The 12249-nt window shown below is 67.7% G+C and carries 11 protein-coding genes; 7 read left to right on the forward strand and 4 right to left on the reverse strand.

Going from position 1 to position 12249, the window contains the following annotated elements:
- Positions 1-27: 27 nt before the first annotated feature.
- The 7 genes from rho to AP428_RS06745 all read left to right on the forward strand — a co-directional run bounded on the left by rho (position 28) and on the right by AP428_RS06745 (position 8100).
- Entirely contained in the window at positions 28-1290 is a 1263-nt protein-coding gene (gene rho / locus AP428_RS06715) for a transcription termination factor Rho (RefSeq protein ID WP_006478662.1), read from the forward strand.
- Positions 1291-1418: 128 nt separating this feature from the next.
- Positions 1419-1919 (forward strand): MerR family transcriptional regulator, encoded by a 501-nt coding sequence (locus AP428_RS06720; RefSeq protein WP_011549679.1) that lies wholly within the window; start codon positions 1419-1421, stop codon positions 1917-1919.
- On the forward strand, positions 1916-3472 hold the full coding sequence (locus tag AP428_RS06725; RefSeq protein ID WP_011549678.1) for an MFS transporter: 1557 nt from the start codon (positions 1916-1918) through the stop codon (positions 3470-3472). The genes AP428_RS06720 and AP428_RS06725 overlap by 4 nt, the downstream gene beginning before the upstream one ends.
- A 38-nt stretch (positions 3473-3510) precedes the next feature.
- Positions 3511-4344, forward strand: a complete 834-nt coding sequence (locus AP428_RS06730; RefSeq protein WP_011549677.1) for a zinc-dependent peptidase — start codon at positions 3511-3513, stop codon at positions 4342-4344.
- Positions 4345-4501: 157 nt separating this feature from the next.
- Entirely contained in the window at positions 4502-4768 is a 267-nt protein-coding gene (locus AP428_RS06735) for a type B 50S ribosomal protein L31 (RefSeq protein ID WP_011549676.1), read from the forward strand.
- 144 nt (positions 4769-4912) lie between these two features.
- Positions 4913-6745 (forward strand): glycosyltransferase family 39 protein, encoded by a 1833-nt coding sequence (locus AP428_RS06740; RefSeq protein WP_006478657.1) that lies wholly within the window; start codon positions 4913-4915, stop codon positions 6743-6745.
- Positions 6746-6747: 2 nt separating this feature from the next.
- The gene (locus AP428_RS06745; protein WP_011549675.1) at positions 6748-8100 is read left to right on the forward strand and encodes an MATE family efflux transporter; all 1353 of its coding nucleotides are present in this window, start codon (positions 6748-6750) and stop codon (positions 8098-8100) included.
- An 11-nt stretch (positions 8101-8111) separates the two neighbouring features.
- On the opposite strand, the gene lipA is transcribed toward AP428_RS06745, so the two are convergent.
- The 4 genes from lipA to AP428_RS06765 are packed head-to-tail and all read right to left on the reverse strand — an operon-like array spanning position 8112 to position 12242.
- Positions 8112-9077: a lipoyl synthase gene (gene lipA, locus AP428_RS06750; protein ID WP_011549674.1), complete on the reverse strand. Its 966-nt coding sequence runs from the start codon at positions 9075-9077 to the stop codon at positions 8112-8114.
- Between the two features lie 2 nt (positions 9078-9079).
- Positions 9080-10195 (reverse strand): acetoin dehydrogenase dihydrolipoyllysine-residue acetyltransferase subunit, encoded by a 1116-nt coding sequence (locus AP428_RS06755; protein ID WP_011549673.1) that lies wholly within the window; start codon positions 10193-10195, stop codon positions 9080-9082.
- A 4-nt stretch (positions 10196-10199) separates the two neighbouring features.
- Positions 10200-11204, reverse strand: coding sequence for an alpha-ketoacid dehydrogenase subunit beta (locus AP428_RS06760; RefSeq protein ID WP_011549672.1), 1005 nt, complete (start codon positions 11202-11204; stop codon positions 10200-10202).
- Positions 11205-11258: 54 nt separating this feature from the next.
- On the reverse strand, positions 11259-12242 hold the full coding sequence (locus tag AP428_RS06765; protein WP_011549671.1) for a thiamine pyrophosphate-dependent dehydrogenase E1 component subunit alpha: 984 nt from the start codon (positions 12240-12242) through the stop codon (positions 11259-11261).
- Between the last annotated feature and the right edge of the window lie 7 nt (positions 12243-12249).

Here is a 12249-nt window from a genome sequence, read left to right on the forward strand (position 1 = left end):
GCATCTCCTCCCTGGCGGGTTCTCCGTATGCATTTATCCGAGCTCAAGTCTCTGCACGTCTCCGAACTGATCGAAATGGCCAATGGCCTGGAGATCGAAAACGCGAACCGCCTGCGCAAGCAGGAGTTGATGTTTGCCATTCTCAAAAAGCGCGCCAAGACGGGAGAGACGATCTTCGGCGACGGTACGCTCGAAGTGCTGCCGGACGGCTTCGGCTTCCTGCGCTCGCCGGAAATGTCGTACCTCGCGAGCACCGACGACATCTACATCAGCCCGTCGCAGATCCGCCGCTTCAACCTGCACACCGGCGACACCATCGAAGGTGAAGTCCGCACGCCGAAGGACGGCGAGCGCTACTTCGCGCTGGTGAAGGTCGACAAAGTCAACGGGCAGCCGCCCGAGGCCTCGAAACACAAGATCATGTTCGAGAACCTCACGCCGCTGCACCCGAACAAGCCGCTGTCGCTCGAACGCGAAATGCGCGGCGAGGAAAACGTCACGGGCCGCATCATCGACATGATCGCGCCGATCGGCAAGGGCCAGCGCGGCCTGCTCGTCGCGTCTCCGAAGTCGGGCAAGACCGTGATGCTCCAGCACATCGCGCACGCGATCAAGCAGAACCACCCGGACGTGATCCTGTTCGTGCTGCTAATCGACGAACGCCCGGAAGAAGTGACCGAAATGCAGCGCTCGGTCGCCGGCGAAGTGATCGCGTCGACGTTCGACGAACCGGCCACGCGCCACGTCCAGGTCGCCGAAATGGTGATCGAGAAGGCCAAGCGCCTCGTCGAAATGAAGCACGACGTCGTGATTCTGCTCGACTCGATCACGCGTCTCGCGCGTGCGTACAACACCGTGATCCCGGCGTCGGGCAAGGTGCTGACGGGCGGTGTCGACGCGAACGCGCTGCAGCGTCCGAAGCGCTTCTTCGGTGCGGCGCGCAACATCGAGGAAGGCGGCTCGCTGACGATCATCGGCACCGCGCTGATCGAAACCGGCAGCCGCATGGACGACGTGATCTACGAAGAGTTCAAGGGCACCGGCAACATGGAAGTGCACCTCGAGCGCCGTCTCGCGGAAAAGCGCGTGTACCCGTCGATCAACCTGAACAAGTCGGGCACGCGTCGCGAGGAAATGCTGATCAAACCCGAGATCCTTCAGAAGATCTGGGTGCTGCGCAAGTTCATCCACGACATGGACGAGGTCGAGGCGATGGAATTCCTGCTCGACAAGATCCGCCAGACGAAGAGCAACTCCGAGTTCTTCGACCTGATGCGCCGCGGCGGCTGATCGCCTCCGCTCCGCAACACGGCCGCCCGCGCACCCTGCCCGGCGGCCGTTTTTTGATCCCAACCTGAACGTGAACGTACAGGTTGATCTATAATCGCGTCATTGTCCCTTCGAATTCCCCGCACCCGATGCCGAACGATGCAGCCACCCCGCACCTGACCGTCAGCGACGCCGCGTCGCGACTCGGCGTCACGCCGCGCACGCTCAAATATTACGAAGAGCGCGGACTCGTCACGCCATCGCGCAGCGAAGGCCGCTACCGCCTCTACGACGAAGCCGACCTCGAACGCTTCGCGCGCATCCTGCGGCTGCGCGCGCTCGGCTTCTCGCTGCACGGCATCACCGAAATGCTGAAGCGTCCGCTGGAAGAAACGGGCGACGGCCGGCGCCGCTATTCGGATGCCTCGCTGCGCGACATCCGCACCGGCCTCGCCGAGCAGATCGATACGCTCGACCGGCGGATCGCGGCCGTCCAGCGCGAGTTGAAGGAAGCCGTCGCGCTGCGCAAGGAGTTGCAGCACGACATCGACTACGTCGAGCGGCGCCTCGCCGGCGAAAACGCGGATGAACTGATCGCGCAGCGGCGGGCCGAAGCCGGCGCGCGGCGCGCCCGCAAGGATCGCGAATGAACGCGGTGCCGGGCCGGCCGCCGCTGTGGAGCCGCGCAAACCTGCGGGGGGACCTGTTCCCGTGGGCACTCGCGCTCGTCACCGGCATCGACTACTTCGACAACGCCGTCTTCTCGTTCTTCGCGAGCTACATCGCGGGCGGCATCAACGCGTCGCCCGACGAACTGGTGTGGTCGTCGAGCGCGTACGCGGTCACGGCCGTGCTCGGCATCCTGCAGCAGCAATGGTGGGTCGACCGGCTCGGCCATCGCCGCTACGTCGCGGGCTGCATGCTGATGTTCTCGTTCGGCGCGATCGCGGCGGCGCTGGCCGACACGTCGCTGGAGCTCGCGTTCGCGCGCGGCTTCCAGGGCTATTTCATCGGCCCGATGATGGGCGCGTGCCGGATCCTGATCCAGATCAGCTTCAAGCCGCAGGAGCGGCCGCCCGCGACGCGCGCGTTCCTGATCATGATCCTGCTCGGCAGCGCGCTCGCGCCGATCGTCGGCGGGCTGCTGGTCGCGCATTCGACGTGGCGCGCACTGTTCGCGTGCACGGCGCCGGCCGGCATCGCGTTCGCGATCCTCGCGTTGCTCACGCTGCCCGATTCCGGCCGCACGCCGGACGACGAACGCGGTTCCGGACATTTCTGGCCGTACGTCGTGTTCGCGCTCGCGCAAGGGGCGCTGCAGATCGTGCTGCAACAGGTGCATTACCAGCTCTACAGCGGCTCGCCGATGCTGATCATGCTGACGTTCGCCGGGCTCGGCGCGCTCGCGTGGTTCGCGTATCACCAGTGGCACCATCCGACGCCGCTCGTGCGGCTGCATGCGTTTCGCGAGCGGACGTTCCAGGTCGGGCTGCTGCTCTACATGTTCTATTACTACGAGACGACGGGCTTCAGTTACCTGACGTCCCGGTTACTCGAGGGCGGGCTCGGCTATCCGGTCGAGAATGCCGGGCGCCTGGTCGGCACGATGTCGCTGATCTCGGCCACCGCGCTGTTCGCCTACCTGCGCTACGCGAAATTCGTCGCGCACAAGAAGTGGTTCGTCGTGCCCGGGTTCGCGATCGCCGTCACGGCCGCGCTGTGGATGACCCGGATGACGCCGCAGATCGGCGAAGCCGCGCTGATCGTCCCGTTGCTGCTGCGCGGGCTGCTGCTGCTCTTCATCGTGCTGCCGGTCGCGAATCTCACGTTCCGGATCTTCGCGATCGACGAATACACGCACGGCTACCGGCTGAAGAACATCGTGCGGCAACTGACGATCTCGTTCGCGACGTCGTCGGTGATCATCGTCGAGCAGCACCGCGTGGCCGTGCACCAGACGCGGCTCGTCGAGCGCGCGAGCGTGTTCGACCCGCTGTTCCAGCAGACCGTCGATGCACTGACGCGCAGCTATGCGGCCGCCGGCCACGCGCTGAACGACGCGCACGGCCTCGCGATCGCGTCGATCGCGCGGATGGTCGCGCAACAGGCGTCGTTCCTCGCGTCGCTCGACGGTTTTTACTTCCTCGCGGGCGTCGCGCTCGTCGGCGGTCTCTTCGCGGCATGGCAAAAACAGATCGATTGAGTTAAAAGACAGGCTTTGGATTTTCGTCCGCCGCCTCCATGCTTTCGAAACTGACCCGCTGGTTCGACGATCGCCGCCGCGACCGCGCGCTGCGCAGCCATCCGGTTCCCGACGCGCTGTGGCAGGAAACCGTCGAGCGCCTGCCGTTCCTCGCCGCCCTGCCGCCTGACGCGCTCGCCAGGCTGCGCGAGCTGACGAGCCTGTTCGTCGCGAAAAAATCGTTTTCGACCGCGCACGGGCTCGAACTGACCGACGCGATGATCGTCGCGATCGCCGCGCAGGCCTGCCTGCCCGTGCTGAATCTCGATTTGTCGCTGTACGACGGCTGGGTGGGCGTCGTCGTGTATCCGGGCGAATTCGTGATCCGCAAGACGGTGCAGGACGAGGACGGCGTCGTCCACGAAGTCGAGCAGGATGCGAGCGGCGAGGCATGGGAAGGCGGCCCCGTGATCCTGTCGTGGGAAGACGCGCAGATGACGGACGGCCGGGACGCGTACAACGTCGTGATCCACGAGTTCGCGCACAAGATCGACATGGTCAACGGCGCGGCCGACGGCTATCCGCCCCTGTTTCGCCGCTGGCATGCGCCGCACCTCGACGCGCAGGCGTGGGCCGACGTGTTCGAACATGCGTACGACCAGTTCTGCGCGCGCGTCGACGCGGTGCCGGATCGCGCATGGGCGCGCTTCGAGCGGGACTCGCTGATCGATCCCTATGCGGCCGATCACCCGTCGGAATTCTTCGCGGTGTGCAGCGAGGCGCTGTTCGTCCGGCCGAAAGCGTTCGAGTCCGAATTTCCGGAGCTGTACCGGCTGCTGGCGCGCTACTACCGGCAGGACCCGGCCGGCACCGGGGCCCTCGACGCGCCGTGAAAATTATTCGTCAACCGTCTGATTTTCTGGCATAATCGCCGTTTTTCGACCTTAGGCAAGTGGCTCGCGCCGGGCTTGGCGTCGGCCGAATCGCTCCCATCGGGGCGGCTCGACACGGCAAGCGGCGGGTTGGCTACCGCTATCACCAAGGAAAATCATGAAACCTGGCATTCACCCGGACTACCGCGAAGTCGTCTTCCAAGACATGTCGAACGGCTTCAAGTTCATCACGCGCTCGACGATCCAGACGCGTGAAACCATCGAACACGAAGGCAAGACCTACCCGCTCGCCAAGATCGAAGTGTCGTCGGAATCGCACTCGTTCTACACGGGTCAGCAAAAGATCATGGACACGGCAGGCCGTGTCGAGAAGTTCAAGAACAAGTTCGGCGCACGCGCCAACGGCAAGGCTGCAGCAAAGTAAGCCTTGCACCGTTCCGGTGGTTGCTACGCACCGGTACCGCACGAAAGGGCAGCCCAGGCTGCCCTTTTTTGTCTCTGCTCGCCCGGAAAGACGCCGCCCGGCGCCCGGGAAACGACCTGACGCACAACAGCGGGCGCGACTACAATGCCGGATGCTCGAAACCGGCTCGACCGCGCGCACCCGCGCCGGCCGCCTGCCCATAACAAATCGCTCATCTGCATGAAGCCTGTCGTCCGCCTCACCGCCTCCGCCACGCGTGCGCTGCCACGCTGGCTGCTGCTCACGCTCTGCTTCGTCTACGCGGCGTTCGGCCTGTTCGGCCGCGACCCGTGGAAAAACGAGGACGCGGCGGGCTTCGGCGTGATGTGGACGATGGCCAAGGGCGGCTGGCACGACTGGCTGCTGCCGAACCTGGTCGGCAAGTTCATCACGACCGACGGGCCGCTCGGCTACTGGCTCGGTGCGCTGTCGATCCGCGGCCTCGGCCCCTGGGTCGACGCGAGCAACGCGTCGCGCGTCGATACCGGCGTGCTGTTCTGCGTCGCATGCGCATTCGTCTGGTACGCGGCCTACCTGCTCGGCCGGCGCGCCGAGGTTCAACCGTTCAAATACGCATTCGGCGGCGAACCCGAGCCCCGCGACTACGGCCGCACGCTCGCGGACGGCGCGCTGCTGGTGCTCGTCGCCTGCTTCGGCCTCGCGGAACGCGGGCACGAAACGACGCCGCAGCTCGCGCAGTTCGCGTGGATCGCGATGCTCGTGTACGGGATCGTGCGCGGCATCGACAAACCGCTGCAAGGCGCACTGTGGTGGGGTCTCGCGATCGGCCTCGTTGCGCTGTCCGGCAACCCGGTGCTGGTCGTCGCACTGCTCGCGGGCACGGCCGCGCTGTGGCTCGTCACGCCCGAGATGCGCAACCTGCGCCTGCCGCTGGTCGGCGTGCCGCTCGCGGCCGCGATCTTCGCGCTGTGGCCGCTCGCCGCCTTCGTCGCGGCGCCCGACGACGCCGCGTGGTTCTTCAACCAGTGGATCCACGGCAGCCTGATGCGCTTTTCGGGCCCGCCGACGGCCGTGCTCGGCTATGCGGCGAAGAACCTGCCGTTGTTCACGTGGCCTGCGTGGCCGCTCGCGATCTGGGCGTGGTGGAGCTGGGCCGGCATGCGTCGTCGGGCGCACATCGCGATTCCGCTGTCGGTCGCCGTGCCGCTCGTCGCGCTCGTGATCCTGCAAAGCCAGCAGTCGAACCGCATGTACATGCTGCTGCTACCGCCGCTCGCGGTGCTCGCGACGTTCGCGCTGCCGACCCTCAAGCGCGGCGCGATCAACGCGATCGACTGGTTCGCGGTGCTGAGCTTCACGATCCTCGGCACCTTCGTGTGGCTCGTCTGGCTCGCGTCGCTCACCGGCTTCCCGCATCCGCTCGCGCGCAACCTCGCGCGCCTCGTGCCCGGCTACGAGCCGCATTTCAAGATCCTGTCGTTCATCTGCGCGGTGATCGTCACCGTGTGCTGGTGCTTCCTCGCGCGCTGGCGCGTGTCGCGACAGCCTAAGGTGCTGTGGCGCAGCGTCGTGCTGTCGAGCGCGGGCACCACGCTGATGTGGGTGCTGCTGATGACGCTGTGGCTGCCGATCGTCAACTACGGCCGGACCTATCGCGACGTCGCGCAACAGATCGCCGTGCACCTGCCGTCCGACTACGAGTGCATTTCGCCGGTGCGGCTCGGCGACGCGCAGATCGCGACCTTCGCGTATTTCGGCAACATGCGCTTCGATTTCTCCGGCGACTGCGACGTGATCCTGCGTCAGGACCGCGCCGACTTCGGCGAGCCGAGCGCGATGTCGCAATACGTGTGGCGTCTCGTCTGGGAAGGCCGCCGCGTCGCCGACCGCGACGAGCGCTTCCGCCTGTACGAGCGCATCGAACGGCCGAAGACGCCCGTCAAACGGCGTCCGCCGCGCCGCCAGGCGGCCGATTGACGATGTTCGGCGACATCCGCCGGATCGTCGGTCTCGCGTGGCCGGTGCTGGTCGGCCAGCTCGCGATCATCGCGTTCGGCGTGATCGACACCGCGATGGTCGGCCGCTACTCGGCCGTCGATCTCGCCGCGCTCGGGCTCGGCTCGTCGATCTACGTATCGATCTACATCGGCCTGACGGGTATCCTGTCCGCGCTGCAGCCGATCACCGGGCAACTGTACGGCGCGCGGCGCTATGCCGAGATCGGCGAGGAAGTGCGCCAGGCGCTGTGGCTCGCGCTGCTGCTCTCGATTCCGGGCTTCCTGCTGCTGCATTTTCCCGAGCCGCTGCTGCGCGTCGCGCACGCGCCCGCCGCGCTGCACGATCGCACCGTCGACTACCTGCGCGTCCTGTCGTACGGGCTGCCCGCCAGCCTCGTATTCCGCATCTATAACGCGCTGACCAACGCGGCCGGCAAGCCGCGGCTCGCGATGATCCTCCAGATCGGCGCGCTGCTGCTCAAGTTTCCGCTGAACGTGTGGTTCATCTTCGGCGGCTTCGGCGTACCGGCGCTCGGCGGCCCCGGCTGCGGGCTGGCCAGCACGCTGATCAACTGGGCGCTCGCGCTGATCGGCTACACGCTGCTCGCGAAGCTCGACGTGTTCGCGCCGCTCGCGATCTTCTCGCGCTTCTGCTGGCCCGTCTGGGCGCGCCAGAAGGCGATCCTGAAGCTCGGCGTGCCGATGGGCCTGTCGTACCTGATCGAGGTCACGTCGTACACGTGCATGGCGCTGTTCATCGCGCAGTTCGGCACGACGACGCTCGCCGGCCACCAGATCGCCGGCAACATCGGCGCGGTGCTGTACATGACGCCGCTGTCGATCGGCGTGGCGGCGTCGACGCTGGTCGCGCGCGCGCTCGGCGCGGGACGCGCCGAGGAAGCCCGGCTGCTCGGCCGGCACAGCGTGTTCTTCGCGTGCGGCGTGGCGGCCGCCTACGGCGTGCTCGTGTTCGCGCTGCGCCCGCTGATCATCGGCGGCTATACGCCGAACCCGGCCGTCGCCGCGGCCGCGATGCCGCTCGTCGCGATCGTCGCGTGCTACCACATGTTCGATGCGCTGCAGGTCACGTCCGCGTTCGTGCTGCGCGCGTACAAGGTGGCGGTCGTGCCGACCGTGATCTATGCGGTCGCGCTGTGGGGTGTCGGACTCAGCGGCGGCTACGTGCTCGGCTTCGACGTGGGCGGGATCGCGCCCGCGTGGCTGACCGGCGCGCGCGGCTTCTGGTTCGCGAACACGGTCAGCCTGATGCTCGCGGGCGCGGGGCTCGTGCTGTACCTGCGCCGCATCAGTCGCGCGCACGCCGCCTTGGCCTGACGCGCGGCGCGCTACGCGCTCTCCAGCACGTCGGCCGCGTGATACGACGACCGCACGAGCGGGCCGGCGACGACTTCCCTGAAACCGAGCGCGAGCGCCTCGTCGTGCCATGCGGCGAAAGCCTCCGGGCTCACGTAACGCCGCACCGGCAAATGGTGTTCCGACGGCGCCAGATACTGGCCGAGCGTCAGCACGTCGACCTCGTGCGCGCGCAGGTCGCGCAGCGTGTCGCGCACCTCGTCGTCGCGCTCGCCGAGCCCGAGCATCAAGCCCGATTTCGTCACGAGCGTCGGCCGCGCGGCCTTCGCCTGCGCGAGCAGTTCGAGCGAGCCGCGATAGTCGGCGCCCGGCCGCGCCGCGCGATACAGCGACGGCACCGTCTCGATGTTGTGGTTGAACACATCGGGCCACGCCGACGACAGCGCGTCGAGCGCACGCGCCACACGGCCGCGGAAGTCCGGCGTCAGCACCTCGACACCGATACCCGGCACGCTCGCGCGCACCGCCGCGATGCACGCGGCGAAATGCGCGGCGCCGCCGTCGCGCAGGTCGTCGCGGTCGACCGACGTGATCACGACGTAGCGCAACCCGAGCGCCGCCGCCGCGTCGGCCAGCCGCGCGGGCTCGTCGGGATCGAGCGGCTCGGGGCGGCCGTGCGCGACATCGCAGAACGGGCAACGCCGCGTACACAGTCCGCCCATGATCATGAAGGTCGCGGTGCGCTGCGCGAAGCATTCGCCGATGTTCGGACACATCGCCTCCTCGCAGACGGAATGCAGCCGATGCTCGCGCAGCACGGCGGCCATGTCGGCCACCGCCGCGCTCATCATCGGCCGCGCGCGCAGCCACGGCGGCTTCGGCAGCGCCGCGCCGGCCGCGGGCTCGACGCGCACCGGAATGCGCGCGAGCTTGTCGCGACTTCTCGCGCCGGGCTGGCCGAGCGCCGTGCGGCTGGGTCGTTCGAGCGCGGCGGTCATCGTCAGTCTCCGAGGAACGCGACGATCAGGCGGTTCACGTCGGCGGCCGCTTCCATCTGCACCATGTGCCCGCTGCCGGCGATCACCTCGGCACGCACGCCGTCCGGCAAGCCCTGCGCATGCTGCGCGGGAATCACCTGGTCGCGCTCGCCCCAGATCACGAGCGTGCGCGGCGCCAGCGTCGCGAGCCGGTCACGGAACACACGCCGCTGCGCGGCGCCGTCGAACGCGGCGTGCGCGATCTTCTCCAGCGCGGCCTGCACGCCTTCGAGCCGCTTGTACTTGACGAGGTCCTCGACGAGTTGCCGCGTGACCAGCGCGTCGTCCGCGAACAGCGCGCCGAGGTGCGGTTTCAGCGTGTTGCGGCTGTTGCCGGCGACGAAGCCGTCGATGTACGCGCGGTTGATGTCGGTGCCGAGCCCCGCGCTCGCGATCAGCGTGAGCGATGCAACGCGTTGCGGTGCGCGCTCGGCCACCGTCATCGCGACCGCCCCGCCCATCGAATGGCCGATCAGGTGCGCGCGCTCGATGTGCTGCGCATCGAGCAGCGCGAGCACCGCGTCGGCCAGTTCGTCGAGGCTGCCGGTCTCGACCGCCTTGCCCGATTCGCCGTGGCCGGGCAGATCGAGCGCCCACACCGGCCGGTGCGCGGCGAGCTCCGCGTGGTTGAACAGCCAGTTGTTCAGGTCGCCGCCGAAGCCGTGGATCAGCACGGCGGGCGTGCCCGACCCCTCGCCCAGCTTCAGGAAGCGGACCGTGCGGCCGCCGATCTGCGCCTTCTCCGGCTGCGGGCCGGCCGCCTCGTCGGACGCCGCGCTCGGCACGAAATCGCGCTGGAAATCGGCGATCGCCGCGTCGATGTCGGCATCGCTCGCCTCGGCGGCCGCGACGACACCGAGCAGCGCGCCGACGGGCAGCGTCTCGCCCTCCTGCGCGACCTGCCGGCGCAGCGTGCCGTCGAATGCGCATTCGACACCCGACGAGATCTTGTCGGTCTCGACGTCGAGCACTTCGTCGCCCTTCGCCACGCGTTCGCCGACCGCCTTCAGCCAGCCGTTGACCTGCCCCTGCTCCATCGACAGCCCCCATTTGGGCATCGTGATCATGTGAATCGACATCGTGTCAGCTCCTCGTCTTGAGTACCGCCTGCGCAATTGCATCGGCGGACGGGATATACAGGTCTTCCAGCACGCCGGCGAACGGCGCGGGCGTATGCGGCGCGGTGACGAGCTCGATCGGCGCCTTCAGAGACCGGAACGCGCGCTGCGCGACGAGCGCGGCGATGTCGGTCGCGATCGAGCAGCGCGGATTCGCTTCGTCGACCACCACCACGCGCCCGGTGCGCGCCGCGCTTTCGAGGATCGTTTCCTCGTCGAGCGGCGACGTCGTGCGCAGGTCGATCACGTCGCACTGGATGCCGCCCTTCGCGAGCGTCGCGGCCGCGTCCATCGCGAGATGCACCATCCGGCCGTACGTGACGATCGTCGCGTCGTCGCCGTCGCGCAGCACGTTCGCCTCGCCGAACGGAATCGCATAGGATTCCTCCGGGACGTCGCCCTCACGCGTATAGAGCAGCTTGTGTTCGAGGAAGATCACGGGATCGTTGTCGCGGATCGCCTGGATCAGCAGCCCCTTCGCGTCGTACGGCGTCGACGGGCACACGACCTTCAGCCCCGGGATATGCGTGAACAGCGACGTGAGCATCTGCGAGTGCTGCGCGGCCGCGCGCAGGCCGGCGCCGTACATCGCGCGGATCACGACCGGCGTCACGGCCTTGCCGCCGAACATGTAGCGGAATTTCGCGGCCTGGTTGAAGATCTGGTCGAAACACACGCCCATGAAATCGATGAACATCAGTTCCGCGACGGGACGCATCCCGCACGCGGCGGCGCCGACCGCCGCGCCGATGTAGCCGCCCTCCGACAGCGGCGTATCGAGCACGCGGCCCGGAAACTTGTGGAACAGCCCCTTCGTCACGCCGAGCACGCCGCCCCATGCGTCGTCCTCGCCCGGCGCGCCCGCACCGCCCGCGTTGTCCTCGCCCATCACGATCACGCTGTCGTCGCGCGCCATTTCCTGCGCGAGCGCCTCGTTGATCGCCTGCGAATAAGTGATCTTCCTTGCCATGTCTGTCTCCTGGAATGTTCGGTTCGCCGTGCCGGCTGCTGGATCAGGCCGCGCTCACGGATACGACACGTAGACGTCGGCCAGCAGGTCGGCGGCATCCGGCAGCGGCGCCGCCTTCGCCTGCGCGACCGCGTCGTCGATCAGCGCCTTCACCTGGGCGTCGACCGCACGCAGGTCGTCGGTCGTCAGCGCTTCGGCGCGCACGACGCGGGCTTCGAAATGCTTCAGGCAGTCCTTCTCGTCGCGCAGCTTCTGCACTTCGCCCGGCGCCCGGTAGGTTTGCGCATCGCCCTCGAAGTGGCCGAAGTAGCGCGTGAACTTCACTTCGACGAGCGTCGGCCCGCCGCCGTTGCGCGCCCGTTCGACGGCCTCGCCGAGCGCCTCGTGCACCGCGAAGAAGTCGAAGCCGTCGACGATCACGCCCGGCATCCCGAACCCGTTCGCGCGATCGGCGATGTTGTCGGTCGCGACCGACCAGCTCGACGACGTCGCTTCCGCATAGCCGTTGTTTTCGGCGACGAAGATCGCGGGCAGCCGCCACACCGACGCGAGGTTCATCGATTCGAAGATCACGCCCTGGTTCGACGCGCCGTCGCCGAAGAAGCACACGCCGACGCCGCCCGTCTTCTTGTGCTTGGCCGCGAGCGCCGCGCCGCACACGAGCGGGCCGCCCGCGCCGACGATCCCGTTCGCGCCGAGCATCCCCATCGACAGGTCGGCGATGTGCATCGAGCCGCCCTTGCCGTGGCAGACGCCCGTCTTCTTGCCGTAGATCTCGGCCATCATCCCGTGCACGTCGACGCCCTTGGCGATGCAATGGCCGTGGCCGCGGTGCGTGGTGGCCACGTAGTCGTCGAGGCCGAGGTGCAGGATCGTGCCGACGGCGGACGCCTCCTCGCCCGCGTACAGGTGAACGAAGCCGGGTATCTCGCCGGTCGCGAATTCGACGTGCAGGCGTTCCTCGAATTCGCGGATCGTGCGCATCAGCCGATAGGCGTCCAGCAGCTTGTCCCTGCCGAGCTGTGTCGAAGCGGTCATGTGTGTC

The sequence above is a fragment of the Burkholderia sp. E168m22 genome, from assembly GCF_001319805.1.
GTDB classification, from domain to species: domain Bacteria; phylum Pseudomonadota; class Gammaproteobacteria; order Burkholderiales; family Burkholderiaceae; genus Burkholderia; species Burkholderia orbicola.

Coding starts and splice junctions, on each gene's coding strand:
- AP428_RS06740 (WP_006478657.1), top strand. CDS start 4,913: ATGCCGGATGCTCGAAACCGGCTCGACCGCGCGCACCCGCGCCGGCCG.
- AP428_RS06730 (WP_011549677.1), top strand. CDS start 3,511: ATGCTTTCGAAACTGACCCGCTGGTTCGACGATCGCCGCCGCGACCGC.
- AP428_RS06755 (WP_011549673.1), bottom strand. CDS start 10,195: ATGTCGATTCACATGATCACGATGCCCAAATGGGGGCTGTCGATGGAG.
- AP428_RS06735 (WP_011549676.1), top strand. CDS start 4,502: ATGAAACCTGGCATTCACCCGGACTACCGCGAAGTCGTCTTCCAAGAC.
- AP428_RS06720 (WP_011549679.1), top strand. CDS start 1,419: ATGCCGAACGATGCAGCCACCCCGCACCTGACCGTCAGCGACGCCGCG.
- AP428_RS06760 (WP_011549672.1), bottom strand. CDS start 11,204: ATGGCAAGGAAGATCACTTATTCGCAGGCGATCAACGAGGCGCTCGCG.
- rho (WP_006478662.1), top strand. CDS start 28: ATGCATTTATCCGAGCTCAAGTCTCTGCACGTCTCCGAACTGATCGAA.
- AP428_RS06745 (WP_011549675.1), top strand. CDS start 6,748: ATGTTCGGCGACATCCGCCGGATCGTCGGTCTCGCGTGGCCGGTGCTG.
- lipA (WP_011549674.1), bottom strand. CDS start 9,077: ATGACCGCCGCGCTCGAACGACCCAGCCGCACGGCGCTCGGCCAGCCC.
- AP428_RS06725 (WP_011549678.1), top strand. CDS start 1,916: ATGAACGCGGTGCCGGGCCGGCCGCCGCTGTGGAGCCGCGCAAACCTG.
- AP428_RS06765 (WP_011549671.1), bottom strand. CDS start 12,242: ATGACCGCTTCGACACAGCTCGGCAGGGACAAGCTGCTGGACGCCTAT.